27 protein-coding genes are annotated in these 26,770 nt (G+C 61.6%); 6 read left to right on the forward strand and 21 right to left on the reverse strand.

Features of this window, described 5'->3' with window-relative positions; all coding sequences use genetic code 11:
* Nucleotides 1–5 precede the first annotated feature (5 nt).
* From gspM to gspG, 7 genes are all read right to left on the reverse strand, one after another.
* Nucleotides 6–548, reverse strand: a complete 543-nt coding sequence (gspM, locus tag DFO48_RS05460; RefSeq protein WP_114862797.1) for a type II secretion system protein GspM — start codon at nt 546–548, stop codon at nt 6–8.
* Nucleotides 545–1,771, reverse strand: coding sequence for a type II secretion system protein GspL (gene gspL, locus DFO48_RS05465; RefSeq protein WP_114862798.1), 1,227 nt, complete (start codon nt 1,769–1,771; stop codon nt 545–547). Before gspL ends, gspM begins: the two co-directional genes overlap by 4 nt.
* A 45-nt stretch (nt 1,772–1,816) precedes the next feature.
* Complete coding sequence (gene gspK, locus DFO48_RS05470) at nt 1,817–2,887, reverse strand: type II secretion system minor pseudopilin GspK (protein WP_233506335.1); 1,071 nt, start codon at nt 2,885–2,887, stop codon at nt 1,817–1,819.
* Nucleotides 2,884–3,576, reverse strand: a complete 693-nt coding sequence (locus DFO48_RS05475; RefSeq protein ID WP_114862800.1) for a type II secretion system protein J — start codon at nt 3,574–3,576, stop codon at nt 2,884–2,886. Before DFO48_RS05475 ends, gspK begins: the two co-directional genes overlap by 4 nt.
* Nucleotides 3,577–3,579: 3 nt before the next feature.
* Entirely contained in the window at nt 3,580–3,945 is a 366-nt protein-coding gene (gspI, locus tag DFO48_RS05480) for a type II secretion system minor pseudopilin GspI (protein ID WP_003058812.1), read from the reverse strand.
* The gene (locus tag DFO48_RS05485; RefSeq protein WP_003058808.1) at nt 3,942–4,382 is read right to left on the reverse strand and encodes a prepilin-type N-terminal cleavage/methylation domain-containing protein; all 441 of its coding nucleotides are present in this window, start codon (nt 4,380–4,382) and stop codon (nt 3,942–3,944) included. Before DFO48_RS05485 ends, gspI begins: the two co-directional genes overlap by 4 nt.
* 170 nt (nt 4,383–4,552) lie before the next feature.
* Nucleotides 4,553–5,005 carry a type II secretion system major pseudopilin GspG gene (gene gspG / locus DFO48_RS05490; protein WP_043003586.1) on the reverse strand — a complete coding sequence of 151 codons (453 nt, stop codon included), beginning with the start codon at nt 5,003–5,005 and terminating at the stop codon, nt 4,553–4,555.
* Between the two features lie 46 nt (nt 5,006–5,051).
* On the opposite strand from gspG, the gene DFO48_RS05495 reads away from it, so the two are divergent.
* A complete protein-coding gene (locus DFO48_RS05495; protein WP_114862801.1) occupies nt 5,052–5,522 on the forward strand; it encodes a general secretion pathway protein C in 471 nt (156 codons plus the stop codon).
* Here the strand turns inward: DFO48_RS05495 and DFO48_RS05500 are convergent.
* From DFO48_RS05500 to ilvA, 3 genes are all read right to left on the reverse strand, one after another.
* Nucleotides 5,515–6,078, reverse strand: a complete 564-nt coding sequence (locus DFO48_RS05500) for a histidine phosphatase family protein (RefSeq protein ID WP_114862802.1) — start codon at nt 6,076–6,078, stop codon at nt 5,515–5,517. The two genes, DFO48_RS05495 and DFO48_RS05500, sit on opposite strands and share 8 nt — an antisense overlap.
* A complete protein-coding gene (locus tag DFO48_RS05505) occupies nt 6,075–6,908 on the reverse strand; it encodes an adenosylcobinamide-GDP ribazoletransferase (RefSeq protein WP_114862803.1) in 834 nt (277 codons plus the stop codon). The genes DFO48_RS05500 and DFO48_RS05505 overlap by 4 nt, the downstream gene beginning before the upstream one ends.
* Before the next feature lie 106 nt (nt 6,909–7,014).
* The gene (gene ilvA / locus DFO48_RS05510; protein ID WP_003074194.1) at nt 7,015–8,568 is read right to left on the reverse strand and encodes a threonine ammonia-lyase, biosynthetic; all 1,554 of its coding nucleotides are present in this window, start codon (nt 8,566–8,568) and stop codon (nt 7,015–7,017) included.
* Between the two features lie 383 nt (nt 8,569–8,951).
* Here ilvA and DFO48_RS05515 point away from each other — a divergent pair, with 383 nt between their 5' ends.
* Complete coding sequence (locus DFO48_RS05515) at nt 8,952–9,404, forward strand: OsmC family protein (RefSeq protein ID WP_034348285.1); 453 nt, start codon at nt 8,952–8,954, stop codon at nt 9,402–9,404.
* Between the two features lie 59 nt (nt 9,405–9,463).
* Here the strand turns inward: DFO48_RS05515 and coq7 are convergent, their stop codons facing one another.
* Nucleotides 9,464–10,081 carry a 2-polyprenyl-3-methyl-6-methoxy-1,4-benzoquinone monooxygenase gene (gene coq7, locus DFO48_RS05520; protein ID WP_114862804.1) on the reverse strand — a complete coding sequence of 206 codons (618 nt, stop codon included), beginning with the start codon at nt 10,079–10,081 and terminating at the stop codon, nt 9,464–9,466.
* 330 nt (nt 10,082–10,411) lie between these two features.
* Here coq7 and DFO48_RS05525 point away from each other — a divergent pair, with 330 nt between their 5' ends.
* Both DFO48_RS05525 and DFO48_RS05530 read left to right on the forward strand, forming a co-directional pair.
* Entirely contained in the window at nt 10,412–11,506 is a 1,095-nt protein-coding gene (locus tag DFO48_RS05525; protein ID WP_114862805.1) for a porin, read from the forward strand.
* A 230-nt stretch (nt 11,507–11,736) separates the two neighbouring features.
* Nucleotides 11,737–12,903, forward strand: a complete 1,167-nt coding sequence (locus DFO48_RS05530; RefSeq protein WP_114862806.1) for a porin — start codon at nt 11,737–11,739, stop codon at nt 12,901–12,903.
* Between the two features lie 166 nt (nt 12,904–13,069).
* On the opposite strand, the gene groL is transcribed toward DFO48_RS05530, so the two are convergent.
* A complete protein-coding gene (gene groL, locus DFO48_RS05535) occupies nt 13,070–14,713 on the reverse strand; it encodes a chaperonin GroEL (protein ID WP_003074184.1) in 1,644 nt (547 codons plus the stop codon).
* 93 nt (nt 14,714–14,806) lie between these two features.
* A complete protein-coding gene (gene groES / locus DFO48_RS05540) occupies nt 14,807–15,097 on the reverse strand; it encodes a co-chaperone GroES (RefSeq protein ID WP_003058782.1) in 291 nt (96 codons plus the stop codon).
* A gap of 246 nt (nt 15,098–15,343) precedes the next feature.
* Here groES and DFO48_RS05545 point away from each other — a divergent pair, with 246 nt between their 5' ends.
* A complete protein-coding gene (locus DFO48_RS05545) occupies nt 15,344–17,986 on the forward strand; it encodes a chemotaxis protein CheW (RefSeq protein ID WP_233506336.1) in 2,643 nt (880 codons plus the stop codon).
* A 13-nt stretch (nt 17,987–17,999) separates the two neighbouring features.
* On the opposite strand, the gene DFO48_RS05550 is transcribed toward DFO48_RS05545, so the two are convergent.
* The 6 genes from DFO48_RS05550 to DFO48_RS05575 form a co-directional block, all read right to left on the reverse strand.
* Nucleotides 18,000–18,338, reverse strand: coding sequence for an H-NS family nucleoid-associated regulatory protein (locus tag DFO48_RS05550; protein WP_114862808.1), 339 nt, complete (start codon nt 18,336–18,338; stop codon nt 18,000–18,002).
* A 194-nt stretch (nt 18,339–18,532) separates the two neighbouring features.
* Entirely contained in the window at nt 18,533–19,021 is a 489-nt protein-coding gene (locus DFO48_RS05555; RefSeq protein WP_003058773.1) for a GNAT family N-acetyltransferase, read from the reverse strand.
* A gap of 66 nt (nt 19,022–19,087) precedes the next feature.
* The gene (locus DFO48_RS05560) at nt 19,088–20,248 is read right to left on the reverse strand and encodes a bifunctional nicotinamide-nucleotide adenylyltransferase/Nudix hydroxylase (protein ID WP_114862809.1); all 1,161 of its coding nucleotides are present in this window, start codon (nt 20,246–20,248) and stop codon (nt 19,088–19,090) included.
* A 209-nt stretch (nt 20,249–20,457) separates the two neighbouring features.
* Complete coding sequence (locus DFO48_RS05565; RefSeq protein ID WP_114862810.1) at nt 20,458–22,161, reverse strand: NAD+ synthase; 1,704 nt, start codon at nt 22,159–22,161, stop codon at nt 20,458–20,460.
* A gap of 16 nt (nt 22,162–22,177) precedes the next feature.
* Nucleotides 22,178–23,383 (reverse strand): nicotinate phosphoribosyltransferase, encoded by a 1,206-nt coding sequence (gene pncB / locus DFO48_RS05570; protein ID WP_003058765.1) that lies wholly within the window; start codon nt 23,381–23,383, stop codon nt 22,178–22,180.
* 67 nt (nt 23,384–23,450) lie between these two features.
* Nucleotides 23,451–24,299: a cysteine hydrolase gene (locus DFO48_RS05575; RefSeq protein ID WP_114862811.1), complete on the reverse strand. Its 849-nt coding sequence runs from the start codon at nt 24,297–24,299 to the stop codon at nt 23,451–23,453.
* Between the two features lie 122 nt (nt 24,300–24,421).
* Between DFO48_RS05575 and DFO48_RS05580 the strand changes: the two genes are divergently transcribed.
* Nucleotides 24,422–25,105, forward strand: a complete 684-nt coding sequence (locus DFO48_RS05580) for an NUDIX domain-containing protein (RefSeq protein ID WP_114862812.1) — start codon at nt 24,422–24,424, stop codon at nt 25,103–25,105.
* A 71-nt stretch (nt 25,106–25,176) separates the two neighbouring features.
* Here DFO48_RS05580 and DFO48_RS05585 read toward each other — a convergent pair whose 3' ends face one another.
* Both DFO48_RS05585 and metK read right to left on the reverse strand, forming a co-directional pair.
* Nucleotides 25,177–25,350, reverse strand: a complete 174-nt coding sequence (locus DFO48_RS05585) for a DUF1328 domain-containing protein (protein WP_003058756.1) — start codon at nt 25,348–25,350, stop codon at nt 25,177–25,179.
* A gap of 195 nt (nt 25,351–25,545) precedes the next feature.
* Nucleotides 25,546–26,733, reverse strand: coding sequence for a methionine adenosyltransferase (metK, locus tag DFO48_RS05590; RefSeq protein WP_003058753.1), 1,188 nt, complete (start codon nt 26,731–26,733; stop codon nt 25,546–25,548).
* Nucleotides 26,734–26,770 lie beyond the last annotated feature (37 nt).

Raw genomic sequence — 26,770 nt, forward strand, 5'->3', positions numbered from 1 at the left:
CGCGGCTAATTCTGTGCACCTGCGTTGCCGGGCAAATCGAGCAGCAGATTGCCGCTCCAGCGTGTAACGGCAGCGCCGTCGACGCTTTCTCCGGGATTGCGGTTGAGCTTCATCTCGGCCACCGAGGCATGGCTGTTGTCGCGCACCTGTGCCAGCCAGCGGGCCAGGGCGGGAGCGGCGGCATTGCTCAGGCTGACCTGGGCACGGTTGCCCAGCCACTGCAACTGTGCGCTGCTGCCGAGTTCGGTCTTGAGCGACTGCTCCAGCTGAGTGCTCGCATCGGCGCTATTGCCCTGCGGCTGCTGGAGCAGCAGCTCGGCCTGGGCCTGCATCTGCAGCATGGTCTGCAGCTGGCGCTCCGCTGCCGCATGGCGTGCGGGGGCCGTACGCAGGCTGTGCAGGGCCGGTGCCAGCGCCACCCACCAGAGCAGGGCCAGCAGGACGACGCTGGCGGCGATCAGCAACAGATTCTGTTCGCGCTGGGCCAGGGTGCTCCAGCGCAGGCGCAGCGGAGCCAGCGCGGTTTTCAAGGCGTTTTTCTGTTTCATGGCCTCGCCTTTGCACTCAGCACCAGTTCTGTTCCTTCGCGTTGCAGCATATAGCCATTGGCCTGCAGGCTTTGCTGTGCGTCGCCCAGTGCTTCGGGGCTCAGGTCCAGGCCCGAGATGCGCAGCTGCTTGTCCTGGTATTGCAGGCTCTTGGCATTTTGCACGCCCTGAATGCCGGCACTGGCGGCCAGCAGGGCTTCAAGGTCGCTGGCGGACAGGGCGCCGGAGTTGCTGCGCAGCAGATCCAGTTCGCGTTGCATCTGTACCGGAGCATCGATGATGACGGGCACGTGCGGGAAGGTGGTCTGAAGTACCTGCTTGGCCTGCTGCTGGCGCAGTTCGATGGCACGGTTTTCCCTGAAGGCCCAGGCGTTGAGTCCGGCCAGCTGGGCGACGACGGCAATGCCTGCCGCCCAGCGCGCAGCACGCCATTGCGGAGCCTTGGCAAAACCATGCCAGGCATCGAGCAGGCGGCGCTTGGCGCGGGTGCTGCCGCCCAGGTCCAGATCGAACTGGGCCAGGTCGCCTGCGTAGCCATGGCTTTGCAGCAGTCGCTGGGCGGCGGTGAAGATGCTGACCGGGCGCTGCAGTGTCTCCGCGCTGCGTGCCAGGTGGGGTTCGGCCAGCACCGGCAGATCCTCAGGCAGGCGAGCCAGCAGTGACTGCAGCAGACCGGCATCGGAATGCTGGGGCAGGACGATGAGGCAGGCCTGAGCATCCAGCCCGGTGGCACTCAGCTGGGGCTGGGTGCTGTCGCCCGACAGAAGCAGTTGGGCCTTGCTGCTGGGCCATTGTTCGGGCACCAGGCGGCTGGCGGCATGACCATGCTGTTCCAGGGCCTGCAGATGGGATCGCAGCCAGCCCTTGTCGCAGGCGGCGACCCAGCAGATCTGACCTGCCGCCGAGCCAGCGTCCAGTGCCAGGTGCATGGCGGCTGGCTCATCGAGCAGCTTTTCTTCCAGCAAACCCTCAAGCACGGCGCGCAGACGCTGTTGGCGCCGGCTTTGCAAATTCAGTCCCAAAGGCAGGGTGACGGTATGCCAGGACAGCTGAGCGGCAGGGATGACGGCGGTGACCTGGGCCGTGCGGCCCGTGGCCGGCAGCAGGGACGCCGCAGCCTGGCCGCTGCGCTGAATGCTTTGGCCATCGTCGCTGAGGACGTAGAGATATTCCGTGGCGGAGTTGGCGGGCTTCGCCGACAGCTGTATTAGCAATGTGCTCATGAGGGAAGATGCAGCATTCTATGGGGGCAATGTGACATCAGGGTGTCAGGGTCTGGCAACCGCGGGCATACCCCAGTCGGCATGCTCCTGCCACAGGGTAGTCACGCTCATGTTCTTGCGCTGAATCAGTGAACGCTGGCTCAAGACGTTGTCCCCGAGGCGCAGGCGACCGCGGGCTTCGAAATAGCTGGTGGTCACGGAGTGAGCGGCACTGTTGAACACGCCGCTCAGACCTATGGCCGCAGCCGCTGCATTCAGGGACTTGAAGGGCGAGGCATCGCGCAACTGCACCAGCTGGTTGGCGCGGGCCCAGTCCAGATCCTCGGTACTGGCCCAGATGACCTCGGCGCTGGCCGTGTTGAGATTGACCGTGGTGCGCTCGGGCAGCAGCGAGACATAGGGTTCGATGCGCGCGATGAGGCGAGGATCGACGCCCAGCCAGCCCAGTTGCCCGACGGTGCGAGGCATCAGCGACGCAGTCTGGCTCTTGCCGCGCATGGCTTGCTGCATGGCCGTGGCGATCTGCATGACGGAGCTGCCGGGCAGGCCCAGGCGCTCGAACAGACGCAGAAAAGGCTTGAGGTTTTCCTCCTTCACGCTCGAATCGGCTCCGCTGAGCAGATTGCGCAGATTCAGGCGCGACTGCAGATCCACGATCTCGCCCGAAAGAAAAGCGTCCTGCATGTCGGCAAGGCCGTCATCGACCTGGCTGACATTGTTCTTGGCGGCCAGGAATGTTGACAGGCGAGCCTCCTTCAGTGGCACCGCCCAGGGCTCGCCCAGATGATCGACGGGGTTGCTGCGGTTGGCGCGCGAGTCCTCCTGCAGCACCACGCGCGACCAGTCCAGCGCGCCCAGCAGCAGCCAGTTGGCCTGCACGCGATTGCGTTCGGCGGTCTCGATTTCCACATCGCGCCATTGCTGCCAGAGCGCGGCCGAGGCCAGGGTGGCAACCAGCACCACCGTCAGCATGGCCGCCAGCAGCGCCGCACCGCGCTGGCGCGTGCCTCTGAAACTGGTGCGCCCCAAGCCGGAAACCCCGAGCCAGGGCCGCCCCGCAGCGATGGGGTTGTCCCCCTGGGGGGAAGGCGCGAAGCGACTCAGGGGGGATTTCATGATCTGGAGTTTGAGCGCAGCGGGTTGACCCAGTCCACCGTCATCACGCCGTTGAGCGCACGGCCAGGGGGCAGTGTCAGTTCGATGCGTATGCCGTCGGGCACGTTGGGCAGCACGGGATTGCCATCGCTGCCGACGCTGCTGCCGTCATCGTCGCCCTGATCGCTGGACTGCGGGTTGGTCCAGGCGTTGCTGCGGTAGTAGTAGACACGCCAGAGGTCCAGAGGTATCAGCACGGTTTCGCGGCGCATCTGGTCGCTGGAGGGATTGCGGCCCCATTGGGCCGCCTGGTTCCAGGCATCGTTCCATTCGCTGACCGTGCGCGCGGGCAGCGATTGCCAACGCACCCATTGGGAGCGGCCGTCCACATTGCGACGGCTCCAGGCCACGATGAGCGCTCCGCTGTCGACGGCGGCACTGGTCTTGCGCGTCAGGCGCAGCACCTGACCGTCCCAGTCCAGCACCTGCCGGCCCTGCAGCGGCATCAGCGCGTTGAGGTCGGCATTCCACTGAGCCAGAACGGTCTGCATGACGGCGTGCTGCTCGCCCTGCTCGCGCGTCACCTCCTGCGCGCGCAGCATGCCGTCGATGCCGCGCCAGCTCATGATGGCCAGCAAGGCCATGGCGGCCAGAGCGACCAGCAACTCGATCAGCGTGAAGCCTTTGTTTCTGTTGTGCATGCTGCTCATGATTCAGTAGCGGCCGACGATGGTGGAGACGCGTAGCACCGCAGCCGCTTCGGAAAACACCTGGGCATCCACGCGTCTGAAGCTGGGGTTGGGCGTGGGGCGCACGCTGAGCTGTACCTGCATCTGTCTGCCGGCCTGCTGGCACTGGATGGTGGTGTCGCCGACGGCAGGCATCTGATTGAACAGGCGCAGTCGCACCAGCTCGTTCTGTGCGCAGAGCTGGGCCAGAATGACGTCGGACTGGCGCTGGGCATTGCGCGTCAGGGCGCTGCTGGCCTGAAGTCCTGCCAGCAGGGTGACGCCGACGATTCCGACCGCGACCAGCACCTCGATCAGCGTGAAGCCGCGCTGCTGCAGGGCGGGTTTCATGGCACCACCTGCTGGCTTTGAATGCTGAACGGGCGCAGCCCGTCGGTGGCCAGCCGCAGCGGCGCCGAACTGCTGCCAGGCAGCGACAAGGTAATGCTCTGCCTTGGAATCAGCGGCTCAGGCCCCAGCACCAGTGGCGTATTGGGCTGCACCAGCACTGGGGTCTGCAGCCATTGCGTGGGCATCTTGACGTTGGGCGGCAGGCCTTCAAACCGGAAGCCCTGCGGCATCGGGCGCCAGATAACCAGGGCGCCATTGGTGCGGGCCTGGGCGCGTGCCGACTCCAGCAGCGTGGCCAGGCGCTGGGCTTCGCGTTCGAGTTGCTGCTCGCCGCTGTCTCTTATGGCCAGGCTCACGCCGGCCGTTGCCAGCGCCATGATGGAAATCACCACCAGCAACTCCAGCAAGGTAAATCCGGCGTGTTTGAGTTGAGCCATGAAGGAGTGAGCGGCCGAATTGCTGATGTGAAGCGGGTTAGACGGAGGGCGTTTCGCTGCCGGGCAGCCCCAAGGCGAAACTCGGCTTTAGCCGGTCAGGGCCCCTTGGGGGCAGCGGCCACACGCAGTGAGGGAGCGTGGGGTCGATGCTCTCGTGGGGGCTCTAACGCTCATTGCCAGGAGCCGATATCTGCATCCTTGCCTTCGCCGCCGGCCTTGCCGTCAGCGCCCAGGGACATGATGTCGATGGGGCCCTTCACGCCGGGGTTCAGGTATTGATAGGGATTGCCCCAGGGATCGTTGGGCAGCTTTTCCAGATAGGGTTTCCAGTTCTGCGGAGCAGGGCCGGTGGTGGGCTTGACCACGAGCGCCTGCAGACCCTGTTCGGCCGTGGGATAGCGCTGATTGTCCAGACGGTAGAGCTTGAGCGCCTGGTTGATATTGGCGATATCGGTCTTGGCCGCGGTCACGCGGGCATCGTCGGCACGGTCCAGCACATTGGGCACGATGAGGGCAGCCAGCACGCCGATGATGACCAGCACCACCATCAATTCGATCAGGGTAAAGCCGCGCGATGCGGCGTGGCGAATAGCAGACAGCGGATGGCGGCAGTTGGTGCTCATTGGGAACTGTAGGAAAAATGCAGTATTGCACCATCATAATCGTCGAATGCGAACGCAATCTTTCAATCCAGGTCAAGGCATCCCGATGCAGGTCAAGCTCACTACCCTGCTGCTGTGGGCGATTGCCGCTGCGGTGGTGGTGTTCTGGACACTCCGGTTCGTTGGCAGCGCCAGTGAGCAGTTACCCTCGGTCCTGCCTGCGCAGCCGGTGCAGGCCAATGCCCAGGCCATGGCCAAGGCTTTGGGGGCGGTCGCCGCGCCTGTCGCCGCCGTGGCTGCACCAGTGGCCAGCCGCTATGCGCTGCTCGGGGTTCTGGCCGGGCACGAAACCGGTGGCGGTGCCGCCGTGATTGCCGTGGAAGGCAAGGGCAGCAGGGCCGTGCGCGTGGGTGAAGCCGTGGAGGAGGGCGTGATTCTGCAATCTCTGGCGGCGCGCGAAGCGCGACTGGGTCCCGCCAACGGGCCGGCCAGCACGGTGCTGCAATTGCCCAGGCCGCCCATGGCGTCATTCAACTGAGCTCGAGCCGCAGCCACTGCCCATAGGCGGGCGCCGGCAAGGTCCATTCATGGCTTTGCGGCAGCTGGCGGCCATGCTGCAGCAGCCATTGCGCGCAGCGCGCCACGCCTGCGTGGCAGATCCAAACCATATGTGCGCTGTCGCCGGCGGCTGCGTCTTGTAGCGCTTCGTGAATGCGCTGCAGCATGTCTGCCAGGGATTCGCCGTCACCGGGCGCATGCAGCGCCAGATCCTGCGCCCAGGCGCCGATGGCGGCTTCGCCGATGTCATTCCAGCGCATGCCTTCCCAATGGCCGAAATCCATCTCCAGCAATCTGCCATCGGCGGTGGAAACGAAATCGGGCTCCAGTGCCTGCAGATCCAACGCCAGCTGTCTGCATCTCTTTAGCGGCGAATGGCGGATCTGCAACTGGCCATGCAGGGGCTGCAAAGATTGCTGCAAGGCCTGAGCGGCTTGCCGGGTGGCCTCTGCATCGGCGGCGATATCGAGGCGGCCGTAACAGCGCTCGGTGTCGATCAAGGGGCGCGCGTGGCGCACCAGCCATAGTGTTTTCATGCCTGAAGCAACTGGCGCAGATAGATGCAGCTGGTCAGCAGCAGCGCCAGTTCATTGAGTTGCTGGCAGGCGCCCAGGCAGTCGCCCGTCATGCCGCCCAGACGCTTACGCAGCCAGCGCTGCAGCAGCCAGGTGGTAACCAGCATGGCCGCCAGCAGGCTGGGAACAAAGCTCCAGACGCCGAGCCAGCCCAGCAGCCCCAGTGCTGGCAGGCACCAGAGGCCGCCAGTCAGCAGGCCTTGCCAGCCCAGTTGCCTGCCCGCGATATGCAGGGTCTTGCTGCTCGCGGCGAGGCCGACATGGGGCAGGCTGTGCATCAACACCAGCGGTGCAAAGCGTGACAGTACATGAATGCAGCACACGAGTATGAGCACCGGCACCGGTCCCCAGAACGGCTGCATGACGGACAGCAGCAGGGCGATCAGCACGACCTTGGTCAGCAGGGCCATGAGCAGGGCCATCACGCCATAGGCGCCGATGCGCGAGTCCTTCATGATCTCCAGCGCACGCTCGGCTGGCACCAGGCCGCCGAGCCCGTCGGCAACGTCGGCCAGGCCGTCTTCATGGAAACCGCCGGTCAGCCACAAGGTGCCGGCGGTACTGATGAGCGCCGCCGCCAGCGGCGACCAGGGGCTTGCCGGCAGCAGCCAGAGCAGGGCTGCCAGCAGCAGCGCTGCCCATAGACCCACCAGCCAGCCCACGCCCGGCAGATGCGCGGCGCTGGCGCGCTGCATCTCCGGGCTCCAGCCCACCCAGGCCGCCAGACGCCCGGCCACGGGGATGCGGCTGAAGAACTGGACGGCCAGCAGATAGTGGCGCAGGGCTTGCATGGTGTTGCGAATAAAAAAGGAGCTACTTGCGCTTTGTGTTCATTTATTTCAGGGTCTTTTCTATCTGAAATCGATACAGGAAGCGTGGTGGTAGCTCCTATTTTTATTACTTCAAGAACAGTTGGTAGGCAGGATTGTCGGTTTCCTCCACCCAGGGATAGCCGAGGTTCTTGAGGAAGCTGTCGAACTTCTTGTGGTCCTTGGCCGGCACCTGCATGCCCACCAGAATGCGGCCGTAGTCGGCGCCCTGGTTGCGGTAGTGGAACAGCGAGATATTCCAGGTCGGCGCCATCAGGCTCAGGAACTTGAACAGCGCACCGGGGCGCTCGGGGAAGACAAAGCGCAGCAGACGCTCGTCCTGTGCCAGCGGCGAGTGGCCGCCCACCATATGGCGCAGATGCTCCTTGGCCATCTCGTCAAAGGTCAGATCCAGCGCCTCGAAGCCGTTCTTCTGGAAGTTCTTGCAGATCTTCTCGCTCTCGCCCTTGGTTGGCGTGGTCAGACCCACAAACACATGGGCCTTGCTGTCGTGGCTGATGCGGTAGTTGAACTCGGTCACGTTGCGTGGGCCGCCGGGCAGCTTGCCCACCACCTCGCAAAAATGCTTGAAGCTGCCGCGCTCTTCGGGGATGGTGACGGCGAACAGGGCTTCGCGCTCCTCGCCGACTTCGGCGCGCTCGGCCACAAAGCGCAGGCGATCGAAGTTCATATTGGCGCCGCTCAGTATGGCCGCGTAGGTTTCGCCCTTGGTCTTGTGCCTGGCCACGTACTGCTTGATGGCCGCCACGCCCAGGGCGCCCGATGGCTCGACGATGGAGCGGGTGTCGGTGAAGATGTCCTTGATGGCGGCGCAGACGGCATCGGTGTCCACGGTCACATAGTCATCCACCAGGCCCTGGGTGACACGGAAGGTTTCCGCCCCCACCAGCTTCACGGCCGTGCCGTCGGCGAACAGACCCACATCGGCCAGTTCCACGCGCTCGCCCGCCTGCACGGACTGCATCATGGCGTTCGAGTCCTTGGTATGCACGCCGATCACCTTCACCTCGGGGCGCACGGCCTTGATGTAGTTGGCAATGCCGGCAATCAGGCCGCCGCCGCCGATGGGCACGAAGATGGCATCCAGACGCTGGCTGCCCAGTTTTTGCAGCTGGCGCAGCAGCTCCATGGCGATGGTGCCCTGGCCGGCAATCACATCGGGGTCGTCAAAGGGGTGGACAAAGGTCAGACCCTCGGACTTTTGCAGCTTGACGGCATGCTTGTAGGCGTCCGAGTAACTTTCTCCGGCCAGCACCGCCTCACCGCCCAGGGCGATCACGGCATCGATCTTCACCTGGGGTGTGGTGGTGGGCATCACGATCACGGCGCGGCAGCCCAGCTTCTTGGCGCTCATCGCCGTGCCCTGGGCATGGTTGCCCGCGCTGGCGCAGATCACGCCCTTTTGCAGCTGCTCGGCCGTCAGATTGGCCATCTTGTTATAGGCGCCGCGCAACTTGAAGCTGAACACGGGCTGCTGGTCCTCGCGCTTCAGAAGCACTTTGTTGTGCAGGCGTCGGCTGAGGTTCTTGGCAATGTCCAGATCCGACTCCACGGCCACGTCATAGACGCGTGCATTGAGGATGCGAGTCAGATAATCGGCAGGGGTCAGGGCTTGAGTCATGGTGCAAATCGAAAGCAGAGCACCAGAGTCAGGGTAATCAGCCTGCCGGGTGCATGGAAGCCGACCATGATAGGCGCTTGCTTGCTGCGCTGCAGTACTCGCTCAAGAGGTGCATGCTGCTGCTCTGAGAAGCAGGATGCGCAGGCACGAAAAAAAGCCCCTAGCTCAGGAGCTAGGGGCTGAATCCACCATTAGAGGAGGTGGAGGAGACAAAGGGTGCGATACAGATAAGGATTAACCAGTAATCTGCAGTCTGCCTGCGGGTTTGACCTCACAGGTAACGCTTGGGTTGTATTGTATGGGTCTTGTGTTTTCTGTGCATCAAAAGATTCGGGTTTTTATGTATTTGATGCAAAATTGCAACAGTTTCGAGAGGGAAAACAATGGAATGCACGGTTAGTTGGACAGGCGCGGCCACCGGAACGCGCTCGGGCATGGGTTTTGTGGCAGAGACCGGCAGCGGCCATGTGGTCAATATGGATGGCGCGCCGGACGAAAAGAACCCGGCCAACGGCGGTCGCAACCAGGCACCGCGCCCCATGGAGATGCTGCTGGCCGGCGCCGGCGGCTGCACGGCCTACGACGTGGTGCTCATCCTCAAGCGTGGCCGCCACGATGTGAAGGGCTGCAGCGTGCAGCTGACTTCCGAGCGCGCCGAGACCGACCCCAAGGTGTTCACCAAGATTCACATGCAGTTCACGGTCAGCGGCAAGAGCCTGCCGGCCGGTGCCGTCGAACGCGCCATTGCCATGAGTCACGACAAATACTGCTCGGCGACCATCATGCTGGGCAAGACGGCCGAAATCACTACGGGTTTCGACATCGTCGAAGCCTGAACTGGACGTTTGATCGAAAAACGGGCCTCAACGGCCCGTTTTTGTTGAACAGACGCTAATCAGATGCGATGCGCCGTAAACGTCATGACTTTGGCCGCCACACGCATCAGCCCCTGGGCAATCGGGGGCAGCTGCATCGCACCTTCGTCGATCGCTGCTGCGGCATGACGCTCTTCGTCATCCTTCATGCGCTCGACCACGGCACGCGAAGCCTCGTCTTCCTCGGGCAGGCGACCCAGATGGCTTGCCAGGTGGGCAGAAACCTGATTTTCTGTCTCGACCACAAAACCCAGGCTGGCGGCATCGCTGAATTTGGCGGCAATCGTACCGATGGCAAAAGCGCCAGCAAACCACAGCGGGTTCAGCAACGAGGGCCTGTCACCCAGAGCATGCAGGCGCTCGCGGGTCCAGGCCAGGTGGTCCATTTCCTCGCGAGCGGCATGCAGCAGATGCTCGCGCAACTTCATGTCCTTGGTCACCATGGCCTGGGCGTTGTACAGCGCCTGAGCGCAGACCTCGCCCACATGGTTGACGCGCATCAAGGCTGCAGAGAGCTTGCGCTGCTCATCGCTCAGATCGGCTTCGGCGATCCCTGCTGCAGGCGAGCGCTCTGCGGCCACCGGGTCGGCAAACAGAGTGCGAAGAGCTGCATCGGCAGCGGTCAGAAACTTGTCCATGGCTAAAAAGAACTCAGTGCGGCGCCTGTCTGGCGTCAATGCACATAAGGTACACCAGAGTGGCTCATCCGCAACTTGCGCTGGGGCAATCCTAGGCCGAAACCCTTAAGGGTGTGCCCGCTAGTGCGGCTTGGTGTTTGTTGCGGTGGTGCAACGAAAACGCGCCGAATCGAGCAGTTTTGGGTGAATTCCTTTGCGCTGGGCTCGGGGGTCTGGTGCAATAGACCCAACTTCCCCACCAGGAGGTTGGCGCGGGAAACCGGTGGAGCTCGAGGCTCAAGTCTCTCTCCCATAGAACCGGCGCCCTTCTAAACCTTGGAGTAACTCGTAATGAAAAAATCTCTGATCGCCCTGGCAGTGCTGGCCGCTTCCGGCGCCGCAATGGCTCAATCTTCCGTGACCCTGTTTGGTATCGTTGATACTGGCGTGTCTTACGTCGACAACGCTGTCGGCAACAACGCCAAGTACGGCGTGCACAGCAGCGGCAACGCTACAAGCCGTCTGGGCCTGCGCGGTACTGAAGACCTGGGTGGCGGTCTGAAGGCTGGCTTCTGGCTGGAAGGCGAACTGGGTACTGACGACGGCAATGCTGCTCTGGGTGGTTTTAATTTCCGTCGTGAATCTACCGTGCGTCTGTCTGGCAACTTCGGTGAAGTTCGCCTGGGTCGTGAAACAACTCCCACTTTCCGCGCTGGTCTGAAGTATGACCTGTTCGGTGCTACCGGTATCGGTCAGAACATGGGCTATGCTGACTGGGCTGGCACTGGTATTGCTGACGGCAACACGATCCGTAAGGACAACATGCTGTCCTACTCTTCGCCTAACTTCAGCGGTTTCACCGCCAACATCAGCTATGCGTTTGATGAAAAGAAGGGTGCAACCATCTACGCAGGTACTCCTGACCAGATCACTCTGGGCGGAAAAGTTGGCCGTTACGTCGGTGGTAACGTTGGCTATGACAACGGTCCTCTGAGCGTGACTGCTGCCTACGGTACTTTGAGCTACGGTCAAGCTGGTGATCGTGACGAAATGTCCATCGGCGCTTCTTACAACTTTGGCGTGGCCAAGGTTGTGGGTAACGTTCAGCAGATCAAGTACAAGCCTGAGCAAGGTTCCAGCGCTAAGTTCAACAACTACCTGTTGGGCGTGTCCGCTCCTGTGGGTGGCGTTGGCGAAGTGAAGCTGCAGTACGCTATGTACGATCAAAAGGCTGATGACACCAAGGCTCACCAACTGTCCCTGGGCTATGTCCACAACCTGTCCAAGCGCACTGCTCTGTACGGTACCGTGGCTTACCTGAAGAACAAGGACGGCTCTTTCATGGCTCTGAACGCCAAGGGCGTTAGCAACCAAATCGGTCTGAAGGACAGCGGTGCTGCCCGCAACCAGACTGGCGTGCAAGTTGGTATCCGCCACGCTTTCTAATCAATTGCTGGCATAAGCCAGTAACTGCTTAAAAGCCAAAAGGCCTGTCGAAAGACAGGCCTTTTTTTATTTCTGGGGTTAAACCTGAAAGGGTGTTTGCTGAGAGGTTTGTCCCCAAAGGGAAAGGCCTGTGTTGCGCTTGTGCCAATGCGCGCGCGGTTGAGGAAAGCATTTCTAGAATGAATTTTCCACCAACTGTTTGCGAATTGAACTAAGAGAGAGGCAACACAATGACAACTTCGTTTGTGAAAAAAACTATAGCTGTAGCGATTCTGGGCGGCTTAGGGTCCATGGCATATGCACAAAGCAGCGTGCAACTGTATGGCATTGTGGATGCAGCGATTCGTCATACGACTAATGAGGGGCCGAATAAAAGCGGTCTGACAAAAATGATTGGTGGCGGCATGTCGGAGAGCCGCTGGGGTATCAATGTCAGGGAGGATCTGGGTGGAGGTTTGACTGCGATTGCCAATTTGGAAAATCGCTTTTGGACGGACTCCGGTTCTTCAAGCACGGCTCAACCATATTTTGCTCAATCATGGGTTGGTCTGCGCAGCAGTAGCTTTGGGCAGTTGACCTTGGGTCGTCAATACAACATGTTGTTTGACTTGGTGACGTCAACATATGCGTCATTTCCATATTCTCCATATATGGATGCATACAAGCCCGAAATTGGTATGGCAATGGGGGCGCGTGCGAATAATATGCTGAAGTACACGGCAGAGTTCGGGCCTGTTCGTGGCAGTATTCAATATTCTTTTGATGAGGGAGATACCTTTGCTAAAAAAGGTGTCTTTGCACCAGGTCTTAGTACAGGCCTAAAGACTGCGGGCGGCTATTTGCGTTATTCACAAAACGGAATATCTGCTGGCCTCGGTTATTTGAGCACAACGTTGCCAGGCGGAACCAAGGTCGATGCATGGACTTTAGGGGGCTCTTACAGAATGGGTAACTTGTACCTGATGACGGGCTATGCCCAGAATAAGCGCAAGGACAATAGCGGTGCGCCTATCGCATACCAAGCAACTGATATTGCTGTGCTTAATAACTTCTGGACGGGTAGTTCCAATGGTGGATTTGTTGCGGGAACTTCACCTTTGAATGCGGCAAATAAGCGAGAAATGATCAAGGTTGGCTTCGGTTATCAAGTCACCCCTCAATTGAATGCAGGGGTGCATTACTATCATGCCAAGCAAAGTGGCTCCAATGGCGGCATGTATAACGGTAAGGCCGATTTCATCATTGCCGTAGCGGACTATGCATTCTCCAAGCGAACCGATGCTTATTTTGCTGTTGATTACACGAAAACCAAGGGAGGAGCAGGTGTCGTTCTGGATGGGACCAATCAGGCTACTAAACGTACCGGTATCACTGTTGGTCTGCGCCACCGCTTCTAATTGTCATCAACTCATCTGAACGCAAAGCCAGCCAAATATATTGGCTGGCTTTTTATTGGCGGAAGCGCGCGTGCATATCAAGTGGATGTAAAAAAAGGCCGCAGATGCGGCCTTTTTGTTGTGAGCAAACCAGGTGGAGCAAACCACCCGGTCAGCAGCAGAGCAATTACATGCCCATGCCACCCATGCCGCCCATGCCGCCCATGTCGGGCATGGCAGGAGCTGCGTCAGCCTTGGGGGCTTCGGCGATCATGCACTCGGTGGTCAGCAGCAGGGAAGCCACGGAAGCGGCGTTCTGCAGAGCAGTGCGAGTCACCTTGGTGGGGTCCAGAATGCCCATTTCCAGCATGTCGCCGTAGGTGTCGTTGGCAGCGTTGAAGCCGTAGTTGCCGGAACCGTTCAGCACGGCGTTCACGACCACCGAGGGCTCGCCACCGGCGTTGGCCACGATTTCGCGCAGAGGGGCTTCGATGGCCTTCAGAACCAGCTTGATGCCGGCGTCTTGTTCGGCATTGCCGGTAGCCAGGGCGCCAACGGCTTGCTTGGCGCGCAGCAGGGCCACGCCACCGCCGGCCACGATGCCTTCTTCCACTGCAGCGCGGGTAGCGTGCAGGGCGTCTTCCACGCGGGCCTTCTTTTCCTTCATTTCGACTTCGGTGGCAGCGCCAACCTTGATCACGGCAACACCGCCGGCCAGCTTGGCCACGCGCTCTTGCAGCTTTTCACGGTCATAGTCGGAAGTGGCTTCTTCGATCTGGGCGCGGATTTGCTTGACGCGGGCTTCGATCTCAGCAGCTTGGCCAGCACCGTCGATGATGGTGGTGTTTTCCTTGCCGATTTCGACGCGTTGGGCCTGGCCCAGGTCTTCCAGGGTCACCTTGTCCAGCGACAGGCCCACTTCTTCAGCGATGACCTTGCCGCCGGTCAGGATGGCGATGTCTTCCAGCATGGCCTTGCGGCGGTCGCCGAAACCAGGTGCCTTCACAGCCACAACCTTCAGGATGCCGCGGATGGTGTTGACCACCAGAGTCGCCAGGGCTTCGCCTTCGACGTCTTCGGCAATGATCAGCAGGGGGCGGCCGGCCTTGGCCACAGCTTCCAGTGTGGGCAGCAGGTCGCGGATGTTGCTGATCTTCTTGTCGAACAGCAGAACGAAGGGGTTGTCCAGAACAGCGGCTTGCTTTTCGGGATTGTTGATGAAGTAGGGCGACAGGTAACCGCGGTCGAACTGCATGCCTTCGACGACGTCGAGTTCGTTATCCAGCGACTTGCCTTCTTCAACCGTGATCACGCCTTCCTTGCCGACCTTGTCCATCGCGTCAGCGATGATCTGGCCGATGGATTCGTCGGAGTTGGCGGAGATGGAGCCAACTTGAGCGATTTCCTTGGAAGTGGTGGTGGCCTTGGATTGCTTCTTCAGCTCTTCCACCAGGGCGGCGACAGCCTTGTCGATGCCGCGCTTCAGGTCCATGGGGTTCAGGCCGGCGGCCACGTACTTGGAGCCTTCGCGCACAATGGCTTGGGCCAGCACGGTAGCGGTGGTCGTGCCGTCACCAGCGATATCGTTGGTCTTGGAGGCCACTTCCTTCACGAGCTGTGCGCCCATGTTCTGCAGCTTGTCCTTGAGTTCGATTTCCTTGGCCACGGACACACCGTCCTTGGTCACGGTAGGGGCGCCGAAAGAGCGCTCCAGCACCACGTTGCGACCCTTGGGGCCCAGGGTAACCTTGACTGCGTTAGCCAGGATGTTCACGCCTTCAACCATGCGTGCACGGGCTTCACCACCGAAAACTACGTCTTTTGCTGCCATTTTTGGCTCCTAAAGAATGGGGTTCAATTGGGCTGCCAGCGCTTGTCAATCAGTCGCCGACAGCCATGAAGAGGGGGATGTGTTCGGGAAGGATTACTTCTCGACGACTGCGAACAGGTCGTCTTCCTTCATGACCAGCAGCTCGTCGCCGTGGATCTTCACGGTCTGGCCAGAGTACTTGCCGAACAGAACGCGGTCGCCGACCTTCACGTTCAGGGCGATCAGTTCGCCCTTGTCATTGCGCTTGCCGGGACCCACAGCCAGCACTTCGCCCTGGTCAGGCTTCTCGGTGGCAGCATCAGGGAGCACGATGCCCGAGGCTGTCTTGGTTTCGTTTTCGAGGCGCTTGACGATCACGCGATCGTGCAGGGGACGCAGGTTCATACCAACTCCTAAATACATCAACAAAGTTGAAACAAGACTTGCCAGCCATCCTGGCCGACATTCGGAATATCTAGGGTCAAGCTGTTAGCACTCAACCCCATTGAGTGCTAATAATAAGGCAATTTCCTGAGCTTTCAAGACCTCTCCCCGGCCGTTCGCAGGACAAATCTGTGAGGAAACAGGGTTTGTTCTTAGTCATGTGTAACGTGTTTTTACAAATAGGCCTGGCTTTTGCTCTGGCAGAACATGCCTCTAGAAACCATGACTGCCCCGGCGCAGCGCGCCCAGGATCTGCTGCAGACAGAAGTCTTCATTCCTCATATGCGCCAGGTCGGGCGCTGCGAGAGTTCGCTCAGGGAGCTGAATCTGATGTGGCGGCTCATAGAGTCCTCCGCCAAGATGAATTGCCCTCAGGAAGCGCAGGCCTTGCTGCCCATGATGGCCGCCACGCGTGGCGGCTTCGAGCGGCTGGAGCAGGACCTGGTGCAGTCCATGGTGATGCAGGCCGTGACGGGAGTGACGGTGGGGCTGGCCAGTCAGGCACAGCATCTGATCGATACCCTGGTGCGCAATCTCTACGAGCGCACGGCCGACGTGGGGTTTCTGGCGACCGACGCCATGCTGTGCCAGTTCATGGCCGCAGCGGATGGCGACGAGGCGGCCATCACCCAGCGTCTGCGTGCCTACCGCAGCAAGTACACGGTCTACGCGGACATTTTGCTGCTGGATGCCGAAGGCCAGGTGCGAGCGAGTGCTCGCGAGGGGAGTCAGGCCGCAGATCAGCCATGCCGGGATGCGTTGATTGCCCGCGCTCTGCAAAGCCAGGGCTTTGTGCAGAGCTTCGGTGCCACCGACCTGCTGCCGGGCCACGACAGTGGCTTGATCTATGCGCATCGCATGCTGCACCCTATCAACCGGCAAGCCATGGGCGTGCTGTGCCTGTGCTTTGACTTTGATGGCGAGATGCAAGGCATCTGGAGCGGACGAGACCAGGCTGACGGCAGTGGCGTACCTGAGGCGCAGACCAGCATCGCCCTGCTGCTTGATGAGCGGGGTCAGGTGCTGGCCAGCAGCGATCTGCACTGGATTGGTGTGGGTGCGAATGTGCGGCCTCACCGTGATGGTGCGAGCGCGCTGTATGTGCATGGAGGACGCACCTATCTGGTGCAGTCTGCGGCATCGGCAGGCTATCAGGGCTATATGGGCCCCCAAGGCTGGCGGGCGCAGATCATGACGCCACTGGAGCTGGCCTTTGGCCTCCAGTCGCAGGCAGGCCTGGATGGGCTGGATGCTGCGGTGACCCAGGGCCTGCTGGCGCACGCGCACCGTTTCTGCCCGCCCCTGCACGCGATCCACAGCGCGGCGGACACCATACGCCGTGTGGTCTGGAACGGGCGGGTGATGACGGCAGGCAAGCAGATGGACAACACGCGGCTGCAAGCCGTGCTGGAGCAGATTGGCGAGACGGGGGCGCGGACCAACGAGGTGTTCTCTCAATCCATTGATGCGCTCTATGGCACGGTGCTCAATACCGCACTGCGGGACAACAGCCTGTTGACCAGTCTGCTGGTGGATCTGCTCGATCGCAATCTCTACGAACGCGCCAATGACTGCCGCTGGTGGGCACTGACGCCGCAGCTGTCTGAATTGCTGGAGGCCCTGGCCCTGGGGGAAAGGGCTGGGGATCGAGTGAGTGAGGCGTGTGAGTTGCTCACCAGCATTCACGACCTCTATACGGTCTACCAGCAAATCATGGTCTATGACGCCCGCGGCAAAGTCGTGGCCGTCAGCCAGAGAGGGCAGGCAGAGGGCCGGGAACTGCAGGGCAGCCATATAGAGGCTGACAGCCTGCACGAGGTCCTGGCACTGGAAGGGTCCCAGGCCTATCACGTGTCGCCATGGCGGCCCTGTGTGCAGCACGAGGGTGACGGCCCGACCTATGTCTATCACGCGGCCATACGCAACGCCGATGGCGTGGTGCTGGGCGGGATCGGCCTGGTGTTCCATGCACAGCGTGAATTCAAGGCCATGCTCGAGGGCGTGACCGGCGTTCAGGCAGCAGGTGCAGGCGGCAGGCGGGTGGCCTACCTGAACCGCTCGGGCCTGGTCATGTCTTCCTCGGATGTGCAGCTGCAGCCGGGCATGCGGCTGGATCTGCCGCCACAGATGCTGGCCCTGGCATCAGGCCAGAGCATGGCTCGCGCCATGGTGTATCAGGGCCAGTATTGCGTGGTGGCGATCACGGCGGGCAGCGGTTACAGGGAGTTCAAGCGCAGTGATGGCTATCGCGAAGAGGTACTGGCCTTGTCCGTGCAGGCGTTTGGCGCCGTGCAGGACGATGCGCTGGCGGCAGTCTCGCGCCGCAACACCAGGGTGCAAAGCCTGGCGGCGGCCAGCCAGGACAGTGCAGCCGGCATGGAGATGGCGACCTTTTTTGTGGGGCGCAGCGTGCTCGCCGTGGACGCGGCCTGCGTGCTCGAGGCCCAGAGTGCCTCGGCCATCGCTCCTGTTTCGGCCGGACGCTTGCCGCATTGCGTGGGCACGTTGGCGCGGCGCAGCCAGGGGGCTGTGGCCGGCTATGTCTGGGTCTTCGATCTGGGGGCGCTGCTTTTTGGCAAGCCCGTGACCAGGACGGCGCAAAGCCAGGTGATAGTGCTGGAGCACCAGGGGCTCAAGCTGGGCGTGCTGGTCAGCGATCTCGAAGGAGTGGTGCGATTCGAGAGCGGGCAGTTGCGACTGGCTCCTGCAATGGCGGGTGCGGCGGATCAACTGGTGGACCGCTTGATCCGGGCCAATGACGGCGATCTGCTCATCCAGTGCCTGAACGTGGCGGCCCTGGTGTGCATGCTCAAGACACCTCAGCCGGCGGAGCAGGGCGCTGGCGGCTGAGCGGCCCGGTAGCTTATTGAACCGGGAAGGGGTTTTTTTCGTCGCGCGGCGCGCTGAAGTCCACGCTGGGCGTGGTCTTGATCTCGTACTGGCTGCGGTCCTTGCTCTCGATCCACTTCGGAGGCTTGCCACGGCCGGTCCAGGTCGCGCCGCTTTCGGGGTCGTAGTACCTGGCCTCGACCTTTTTCTTTTCTTCAGGCCTCCAGGGGAAGACCTGCTGAGAGGTAAAGCCGAATGTGGCGATCAGTTGCTTGACGGTGGCCAGGGCTTCCTTGGCTTCGGTGCTGCGCGCTTCTTCGATGCGCTTGTCCAGCGCATTTTTCTGAGCGATGAGTTCTTGATAGCTTGGCATTCTGGATTCCAGAGATAGTGTGAAAGGTCAGCACTGATTGCCGCCTTTGTTATTGTTTTGCAAAACCATTCATTTTGGCGCAAGCGCGAATGCGCCGCATTGTTGATGTTGCGTACACTCAATCTGCAAAGGGGTGCACATCACTTCGAAGGGCTGCACACATCACTCTGGATGATCCGGCCTGCAGCTCAGGCCTATTTGTCGCCGGCGGCCATGGCCTGCAAGGCGGTGCCGGTCATGCGATAGCGGATCCACTCGGTCTGCGGCAGGGCTCCCAGGCTGTCATAGAACTTGATGGAGGGGGTGTTCCAGTCCAGGCAGCTCCATTCAAAGCGGCCGCAGTCCTTTTCCAGTGCAATCCGGGCCAGATGCTGGAGCAGGGTCTTGCCGGCGCCGTGGCCGCGTGCGTCAGGCGTGATGTACAGGTCTTCCAGATACAGGCCATGCTGGCCCTGCCAGGTGGAATAGTTGAAAAAGTACACGGCAAAGCCCACGGCCTTGCCCTCGATCTCGCAGATCAGGCCGAAAACGGCGGGGTTGGCACAGAACAGCGTGCGACGCACATGGTCGGGCGTGGCCTTGACCTCATGCTCGGCCTTTTCATAGATGGCGAGTTCACGCACAAAGTGCAGGATCAGGTCGATGTCTTGCTCGGTGGCGGGGCGAATATGGAGCTGGCTCATGGAATTGCAGGAAAAAGTAGCTCCAGCGCCTGATGGTCAAGCGCCTGGAGCTATGGTTTTGTTGTATCAGGCGACCTGGAGCTCGGGCTCGCTCTGAGCCAGAGTCACGGGCAGGAACTGGCACAGGATTTGGAAATGATCCTCGAAGAACTCGGCCTCCATGCGGGGCAGATCGGCAATCGGCACCCAGCGGGCAAGGGCGGCGTCGTCCGCGCCCTGTACCGGAGGCAGGCTGGGCTGCACGCCCAGATCCAGATAGTGCACATGGGTGATGGTACGCCCACGCAGGCTGCGGTCCGGGTGATCGAAGACCTGCACGGCCTGCAGGGCCGCCAGCAGATCGGCCTCGCTGATGGAGGAGCAGGTCTCTTCACGCAGCTCGCGCATGCAGGATTGCCAGAGGCTGTCACGCTGCTCGAGAAAGCCGCCGGGTAGCGCCCAGAGGCCCTGACCCGGCGCATGGCCGCGCTGGATCAGCAGTACCTGGTCCTGGCCCTTGGCACGGCAGCGCAGCAGCGCATCTACTGTGACGAACACCGGGGCATAGGGCGCCTTGGCCCAGGCCCGCTTGTAGTCCTGCAGCATATGCCATTCCTTTTGCAGGCGCAGATACAGCGGGGTCTGCGTCCAGCGGCGCAAAAAGTCCAGTGTGCTCTCGGGCATCTGGGAGGAAAGCCTGGCCAGGGCGGCATCCCTGGCTTCAGGCGAGGCGCCGCCTTCGCCAAAGAAGATTTCGCGCAGCGGAGTGGCGTCGAACTGACCCAGGCGCGGCAGGCTGATCAGCTCCCAGCCAGGAAAGCGGGCCAGATAGCTGCTGCTTGAGTCCTTGAAATGCCCGACCAGGGCCACGCTCGCGCCTTCGGGCACATGCGCTTGCACGGCTTCGCGCACGGCATGCACCCACAGTGGCTCGTTGTAATAGTCGCGCACGGGAACGCAGCGTACGCGCTCAGCATCCTCTTTCGATAGCGCATTGCGCAGCATCTGCGCTCGCTCCGGCCAGCTGAACGGGTTTTTGGGATTGGGTGCCTGCCAGGCGCTGCCCAGCACCACCACGACCTGGCGAGCCCGCTGCAGTGCGGCATGCAGCAAGGCCATATGGCCGTTGTGCAGAGGCTGGAAGCGACCGATCAGCACGGCAGTATGCAGGGGCACGGAGGTGGGCAGAGTCTCGGGTGCGGCGGCGATGACACGCTTGCTGGAGGTGTTGGGACTGGCTTGAGGCATGAGAGCGAAACCCGTACAGAAATCAGCGCCCGCAAGGGCAAATTTGGATAAAGACTGAGCTGATCGCTTACCAGGTAAGCACAATAAGCTCACTTTTTTTGAATGGCTAATCCGTCCTGGCACAGCGAAGTCGGCGCAGCAAAGGCCCTGGCGGCATCAGCGCAGCGGCCGGGCTTTGCCGTCAGATATCGAGCAGGTGCCGGACATTGCTACTCGTAGTGTGCCGCAATCGGCATCTGCCGGCCCGTGCCAAAGGCCCGTGGGCGTACTCTGAGCATGGGCGGAGCCTGGCGGCGCTTGTATTCGCTGCGGAACACCAGCTTCTGTACGCGGGCAATGGTCTCGGGCCCGCCTGCTTCGGCGCGCAGCCTGGTCACAAAGGCGGCGGCCTGCGCATATTCCTTGCTGGACAGATGCTGGCCCTCGATATGCCATTTGAGAATCTCGTCGAGCACGGCATAGGGCGGCAGGCTGTCCTCGTCCTTCTGGCCGGGAGCCAGCTCGGCCGAGGGCGGCTTGTCGATGATGGCCTGGGGGATCAGCTCGCGGCCCGCATGTTGGTTGATATGGCGCGACAGCTCGAAGACCTCGGTCTTGTACAGATCGCCGAGCAGGCCCAGACCTCCGTTGGTGTCGCCATACAGGGTGCAGTAGCCCACCGAGACTTCGGACTTGTTACCTGTGGTCAGCAGCAGATGGCCGAAGGCGTTGGAGAACTCCATCAGCGTGGTGCCGCGTGCGCGGGCCTGCAGATTCTCCAGCGCCAGGCCCTTGAGCGGTTCGCCAAAGCTGGCCTCGAACTGGCGTGCATAGGTGGTGACCAGCTCCTTGATGGGGTGCTCGTACAGTCTGATGCCCAGATTGCGGCACAGCAGCACCGAGTCGTCGACCGAGCCCGCCGAGGAATAGCTGGACGGCATGGTGATGCCGACCACATTCTCCGCCCCCAGCGCATCGACGGCCAGGGCCAGCGTCAATGCCGAATCGATGCCGCCCGAGCTGCCGACTACCACCTGCTGGAAACCGCAGCGGCGCGCATAGTCGCGCAGGCCCAGCACGATCTGCTGGCGGTAGAACTCCATGGTGGCCAGGCCTTGCGCCGGCACGGCAGGCAAGGTCTGGCCGTCGCAGGCCTGAAACCGGCCCTGCGCATTCAGCTCCAGCGTGCAGACATCTTCCTCGAAGCGCCTGGCTTCAAACACCAGCCCCGCCTCGGGCTCCACGGCAAACGAGGCGCCGTCGAACACGATCTGATCCTGGCCGCCGATCTGGTTGATGTAGAGGATGGCCAGCTTGTGGCGTGCCGCTGCCTGGGTGAAGACCTCGTGGCGCTGCTCGCGCTTGCCCAGGTGGCTGGGGCTGGCGTTGATGCTGATGACCAGATCGGGGGCCGCATCGCCCATGCGTACAAAGGGGTTGGTGGCGTAGTCGGCGCCCTGGTCGTTCCAGCCGTCCTCGCAGACCAGAAAGCCCACCTGGCAGTTGCCCACGCGCAGCACCTTGGCCGTGTCGGCTCCGGGCTCGAAGTGGCGGCGCTCGTCGAAGATGTTGTAGGTGGGCAGCAGTTGCTTGTCGTACTGCAGGCGAATCTGTCCGTTCTTGAGTACCAGCAGGCTGTTGTGCAGCGGTTTGCCGGGGCCATCGTGGCGCGTGGGTGCGCCCACGACCCAGTGCAGATCGGGAAACTGGCGCGTGGCCTGCAGCAGCTCCTGCAGACCTGCATCCAGTCTTTGCAGAAAGCTGGGCTCGTCCAGCAGGTCGCCAGGGTAGTAGCCGCACAGCGACAGTTCCGAAAACACCACCAGATCGGCCTGCTCGGCGGCGGCCCTGGTTGCGGCCTCTCTCATGCGGCGGATATTGCCGCTGATGTCGCCCACCATGTAGTTGAGCTGGGCGAGGGTGACTTTCAGCATGGTTGCCTCCGAAGATTCAGGCTGCCTTGGCAGCAGGCTCAGGGATGTTGAAGACCTGGCGCAGATAGGCCAGATAGGTCTCGTCGTTGCACAGCGTCTTGCCGGGCGAGTCCGAAATCTTGGCTACGGGCTGGCCATTGGCATGGGTGAGCTTCATCACGATATTGATCGTGGTCAGCCCCATGTCATTGGTCAATCGCGTGCCTATGCCGAAGCCGCACTGGATGCGATCGGCAAAGCGGTGGTAGAGCGCCAGGGCCGTGTCCAGATCCAGTCCGTCCGAGAACACCAGACGCTTGCTCTGCGGCGCAATGCGCAGCTTGTCATAGTGGGCTATGGCCTTCTCGCCCCACTCGAATGGATCGCCGGAGTCATGGCGCAGGCCGTCGAAGAGCTTGGCGAAGTACATGTCGAAGTCGGCCAGAAAGGCGTCCATGCCCACGGTATCGGTCAGGGCAATACCCAGGTCGCCCCGGTATTCCTGCACCCAGTCCTCGAGGGCGGCGACCTGGAAGTCGCGCAGACGCACGCCCAGGGCCTGATAGGTCTGCAGATACTCATGGGCCATGGTGCCGATGGGCACCAGGTTCAGGTCGCGCGCCAGCAGCACATTGGAGGTGCCCTTGAACCACTGCGCGGTCTCCTGGGCAAAGGCCTGCACCACCTCGCGCTGCCAGGCTCCCGAGAAGCGGCGGCGCACGCCGAAGTCAAACAGCTCGAAGGGGTTGTGCAGCTTGGCCTCGACAGCCAGGTGCTTGAGCTGGGCCAGCTTGACCTGCAGGCGCTTGCGGCCCTCGACCAGGGCCGCCTCGGCATCGAAGCGGCGGAAATACAGCTCGTTGACGATGGCCAGCACATAGATCTCGAAGCCCATCACATGGACTTGCGGGCCCTTGGCCACGATATGGAGCCGGTCGCCCTCGGCCCAGGCGCGGATGAAGGCACGCTGGAACTGGAAGATGCGCAGAAAATCGATGAAGTCGCTCTTCATGAAGCGCAGACTGGCCAGATAGTCCAGCTCGCCCTGGTCAAAGCGCAGACTGCACAGGGCGTCCAGCTCGCGTTCCACCTCGGGCAGCAACTCGGCCAGCGGGAAGGCCGTGGGCGTGCGGCAGACAAATTCGTACTCAGCCTCGGTCTGGGGGTGGCGGTGCAGCATGGCCTGCCACATGGTGAACTTGTAGAGGTCGGTGTCCAGCAGGCTGGTGATGATGGGCTTCATGCCGTTCTTCTTTTCAAAAATATGAGCTGCTAGCGCTTTATCTATAAGTGCTAGAGGCTGATTTGTCTCATAAGCCAAAGCTGGCGCTGGTTTCGCAGCGTACACCGGTTGCACGCATGCGTTGCAGGAAGTCGCAGTGCGCGGCCTCGAATCCGGCGACCGGGCTCATGCAGTCCGTCAGCAGCACGATGCGCGAGTAGTCGTTGCCGCCCCAGTGCTCCACGATGTGCTCGGTGGTGGCGCGCACGCAGTGGCTGCTGGCCTCGCCCGCGATCACCAGGGTGCTGCTCTGGCGTAACTGGGCCAGCAAGGCGGTGTTCAGGCCGGTCTCGCCATCCTGCGGGTCGGGAACCTCGGCACGAATGGCGCTGTAGTGCTCGGTCCAGGGGTTCATGCCCTTGAAGACATGGCGGGTGGCACGGTGCTGCAACTCCTGCCACTGGCGGCAGGCTGAGAGCACGCTGGCATGCATGCCATGGCCCCAGCTGCCGATCTCGCAGTGCAGCGGCCAGACCATGAGGCTGTAGCTGCCCTGGGCCTCCAGCTGATCCAGGTATTGCAGCGTGCGTTCGCGTTCGGCAGCGTTGCGCGGCGCATAGTCGCCGGCACGGACCTGCGCTGCCGTGATCGGGGTGAATGGCAGGACGGCACGGCCGTCGCGCTGCTGCCAGAAGGCGGGATGGGCAATGTCATAAGCCTGGTGCGAGTCCAGAGTGATGGTGATCTGGTCCAGCTTGTCTGCCTGGGCTGCCATCCAGGTGCTCAGGCGCTGCATATCGGCATGAGCGCCCGTCACCGGAAGGCTGGGTGCTATCAGCTGATGAGTGTCTGGCGAGCGGGGGCACCAGTCGGCAGGCAGATCGCAGAAGTCGTTTTGCGGGTCAATGATGAGCAGCTGGGTTTGTGGATGACTCATGGTGTTCAGCTTTCCTGCGAGATGCGATGTCTGCAGTCTAAATTACTTAAAATATTTTTGCAACTAAGTATTTTTGGGACTGTGTGAAATAATCAGGCAAGAAAAACGAAGTTGGTAAAAAAATGAAGCAAAGCGATGAGCACAGGGAAGCGGTGCAGGTCAGTGTGGATGTGGTGTTGCTGACCCTGGTGGAGCAGCAGCTGCATGCTGTGCTGCTGCGTCGTCAGGCTGCGCCTTTTGCCGGGGTGTGGGCCTTGCCCGGCGGCTTTATTCATACCGATGAGGATGCGGACGCCAAGGCCAGTGCGGCGCGCGTGCTCAGAACCAAGGTGGGCATAGAGGGTGCGTATCTTGAGCAGTTGGCCACTTTCAGCGGCCCGGCGCGCGATCCGCGCGGCTGGTCGGTGGCAATCGCCTATTGCGCGCTGCTGCCTGTGCAGAACCTGCCGCCCGATCGCGCCGACCTCAGCGTGGTGCCGCTCTCGGCCGTGCCGCAGCTGCCGTTCGATCACCGTGCCATCCTGGACGCTGCCCTGGAGCGCGTTCGCAGCAAAAGCCTGTATTCCTCCTTGCCCGTTCACCTGTGCGGCGAAACCTTCACACTGCCGCAGCTGCAGCAGGTCTATGAAAACATTCTGGGCGAGCCGCTGAACAAGGTCAGCTTCAGGCGCAAGATGGACGAGATGGACTGGCTGGAGCCCGTGCCTGGGGCCATGCAGGGTGGCGGGGCGCACCGGCCCGCTCAGCTTTACCGCGCCAAGCCCGGCTTCAGCCAGACGCTGGCGCTGACTGCCCGGGGGCTTTGAGGCCGCTCTGCATGAAAAATGCCTGCACAAGGCAGGCATTCGGGCTGGTGCTTCGGGCCGGGCTGCGTCGACTAGCTGACTGCGCCAATGCCCAGCAGGGCAAGAACCACGAAGATCACAGCAACGGCAATGAAAATGAAGAACAGGATCTTGGCTATGCCGGCTGCGCCTGCAGCTACGCCGGTGAAGCCGAAAACACCGGCCACCAGGGAAATGATGGCAAAAATAATGGCCCACTTGAGCATCGGAACTCCTTTGTCTTAAGCGATATCTAGAGACTAAGTCGCCAGGCGCGGACCCATGGTGCTCATTTGGGGGAAATCCTTGTCGGCTTGATCCGACAACAAAAAAAGCCACCGCAATGTGTAGCGGTGGCTTCTTGACGAGGTTTGAGGGCTCAAGCCCTCATATCCTCAGACCCGCTTTTGCGGGGGGGCAAATCACTTCAGACCGGCAGCGGCGCGCAGCAAAGCCGCCTTGTCGGTGCGTTCCCAGGTGAACTCGGGCTCTTCGCGGCCGAAGTGACCGTAAGCCGCAGTCTTGCTGTAGATGGGGCGCAGCAGATCCAGCATCTGGATGATGCCCTTGGGGCGCAGGTCGAAATGCGCCGCCACCAGCTTGGCGATTTCCGCATCGGGAATCACGCCCGTGCCTTCGGTGTACACGGTGATGTTCATGGGGCGGGCGACGCCGATGGCGTAAGCAACCTGCACCTGGCACTGGCGCGCCAGACCGGCTGCCACCACGTTCTTGGCCACATAGCGGGCAGCATAGGCGGCCGAGCGGTCCACCTTGGTTGGATCCTTGCCGGAGAACGCACCGCCGCCATGGGGGCAGGCGCCGCCGTAGGTGTCCACAATGATCTTGCGGCCGGTCAGGCCGCAGTCGCCCTGAGGACCGCCCACGACGAAGCGGCCCGTGGGGTTGATCAGGTACTTGGTGTCCTGCAGCCACTCGGAGGGCAGCACGGGCTTGATGATCTCTTCGATGATGGCTTCGGTGAACGATGCCTTCATCTTGGTTGCCGTTTCCGACTGATCGGGGCTGTGCTGGGTGGACAGCACTACGGTGTCGATGCTGTGGGGCTTGCCGTCCACATAGCGCAGGGTCACCTGGCTCTTGGCGTCTGGGCGCAGGAAAGGCAGACGGCCATCCTTGCGCAACTGGGCCTGGCGTTCCATCAGGCGGTGTGCGTAATAGATGGGCGCGGGCATCAGCTCGGGCGTTTCGTCGCAGGCGTAGCCGAACATCAGGCCCTGGTCGCCAGCGCCGGTATTCAGCTCGTCATCGCTTGCCTTGTCCACGCCCTGGGCGATGTCCTGGCTTTGCTTGTCGTAGGCGACGAGTACCGAGCAACCCTTGTAGTCGATGCCGTATTCGGTATTGTCGTAGCCGATACGCTTGATGGTGTCGCGTGCGACCTGGATGTAGTCCACATTCGCACCGGTGGTGATTTCACCAGCCAATACCACCAGACCGGTGTTGGTCAGTGTCTCGGCAGCCACGCGGCTGTGCGGGTCTTGGGTGAAAATAGCGTCCAGAATCGCGTCAGAGATCTGGTCGGCAACCTTGTCGGGGTGGCCTTCAGAAACCGATTCCGAGGTAAACAGAAAATCGCTGTTCGCCATTGATATAACTCCTTGTAGCTTGGGCAATTGCGTTGCC

The sequence above is a fragment of the Comamonas sp. AG1104 genome (assembly GCF_003350425.1).
Lineage (GTDB): Bacteria > Pseudomonadota > Gammaproteobacteria > Burkholderiales > Burkholderiaceae_C > Comamonas > Comamonas testosteroni.

What these genes read in the sequence shown, in the direction of transcription:
- gspM (WP_114862797.1), bottom strand. Translation starts at nt 548, where the DNA reads ATGAAACAGAAAAACGCCTTGAAAACCGCGCTGGCTCCGCTGCGCCTG.
- gspL (WP_114862798.1), bottom strand. Translation starts at nt 1,771, where the DNA reads ATGAGCACATTGCTAATACAGCTGTCGGCGAAGCCCGCCAACTCCGCC.
- gspK (WP_233506335.1), bottom strand. Translation starts at nt 2,887, where the DNA reads ATGAAATCCCCCCTGAGTCGCTTCGCGCCTTCCCCCCAGGGGGACAAC.
- DFO48_RS05475 (WP_114862800.1), bottom strand. Translation starts at nt 3,576, where the DNA reads ATGAGCAGCATGCACAACAGAAACAAAGGCTTCACGCTGATCGAGTTG.
- gspI (WP_003058812.1), bottom strand. Translation starts at nt 3,945, where the DNA reads ATGAAACCCGCCCTGCAGCAGCGCGGCTTCACGCTGATCGAGGTGCTG.
- DFO48_RS05485 (WP_003058808.1), bottom strand. Translation starts at nt 4,382, where the DNA reads ATGGCTCAACTCAAACACGCCGGATTTACCTTGCTGGAGTTGCTGGTG.
- gspG (WP_043003586.1), bottom strand. Translation starts at nt 5,005, where the DNA reads ATGAGCACCAACTGCCGCCATCCGCTGTCTGCTATTCGCCACGCCGCA.
- DFO48_RS05495 (WP_114862801.1), top strand. Translation starts at nt 5,052, where the DNA reads ATGCGAACGCAATCTTTCAATCCAGGTCAAGGCATCCCGATGCAGGTC.
- DFO48_RS05500 (WP_114862802.1), bottom strand. Translation starts at nt 6,078, where the DNA reads ATGAAAACACTATGGCTGGTGCGCCACGCGCGCCCCTTGATCGACACC.
- DFO48_RS05505 (WP_114862803.1), bottom strand. Translation starts at nt 6,908, where the DNA reads ATGCAAGCCCTGCGCCACTATCTGCTGGCCGTCCAGTTCTTCAGCCGC.
- ilvA (WP_003074194.1), bottom strand. Translation starts at nt 8,568, where the DNA reads ATGACTCAAGCCCTGACCCCTGCCGATTATCTGACTCGCATCCTCAAT.
- DFO48_RS05515 (WP_034348285.1), top strand. Translation starts at nt 8,952, where the DNA reads ATGGAATGCACGGTTAGTTGGACAGGCGCGGCCACCGGAACGCGCTCG.
- coq7 (WP_114862804.1), bottom strand. Translation starts at nt 10,081, where the DNA reads ATGGACAAGTTTCTGACCGCTGCCGATGCAGCTCTTCGCACTCTGTTT.
- DFO48_RS05525 (WP_114862805.1), top strand. Translation starts at nt 10,412, where the DNA reads ATGAAAAAATCTCTGATCGCCCTGGCAGTGCTGGCCGCTTCCGGCGCC.
- DFO48_RS05530 (WP_114862806.1), top strand. Translation starts at nt 11,737, where the DNA reads ATGACAACTTCGTTTGTGAAAAAAACTATAGCTGTAGCGATTCTGGGC.
- groL (WP_003074184.1), bottom strand. Translation starts at nt 14,713, where the DNA reads ATGGCAGCAAAAGACGTAGTTTTCGGTGGTGAAGCCCGTGCACGCATG.
- groES (WP_003058782.1), bottom strand. Translation starts at nt 15,097, where the DNA reads ATGAACCTGCGTCCCCTGCACGATCGCGTGATCGTCAAGCGCCTCGAA.
- DFO48_RS05545 (WP_233506336.1), top strand. Translation starts at nt 15,344, where the DNA reads ATGCCTCTAGAAACCATGACTGCCCCGGCGCAGCGCGCCCAGGATCTG.
- DFO48_RS05550 (WP_114862808.1), bottom strand. Translation starts at nt 18,338, where the DNA reads ATGCCAAGCTATCAAGAACTCATCGCTCAGAAAAATGCGCTGGACAAG.
- DFO48_RS05555 (WP_003058773.1), bottom strand. Translation starts at nt 19,021, where the DNA reads ATGAGCCAGCTCCATATTCGCCCCGCCACCGAGCAAGACATCGACCTG.
- DFO48_RS05560 (WP_114862809.1), bottom strand. Translation starts at nt 20,248, where the DNA reads ATGCCTCAAGCCAGTCCCAACACCTCCAGCAAGCGTGTCATCGCCGCC.
- DFO48_RS05565 (WP_114862810.1), bottom strand. Translation starts at nt 22,161, where the DNA reads ATGCTGAAAGTCACCCTCGCCCAGCTCAACTACATGGTGGGCGACATC.
- pncB (WP_003058765.1), bottom strand. Translation starts at nt 23,383, where the DNA reads ATGAAGCCCATCATCACCAGCCTGCTGGACACCGACCTCTACAAGTTC.
- DFO48_RS05575 (WP_114862811.1), bottom strand. Translation starts at nt 24,299, where the DNA reads ATGAGTCATCCACAAACCCAGCTGCTCATCATTGACCCGCAAAACGAC.
- DFO48_RS05580 (WP_114862812.1), top strand. Translation starts at nt 24,422, where the DNA reads ATGAAGCAAAGCGATGAGCACAGGGAAGCGGTGCAGGTCAGTGTGGAT.
- DFO48_RS05585 (WP_003058756.1), bottom strand. Translation starts at nt 25,350, where the DNA reads ATGCTCAAGTGGGCCATTATTTTTGCCATCATTTCCCTGGTGGCCGGT.
- metK (WP_003058753.1), bottom strand. Translation starts at nt 26,733, where the DNA reads ATGGCGAACAGCGATTTTCTGTTTACCTCGGAATCGGTTTCTGAAGGC.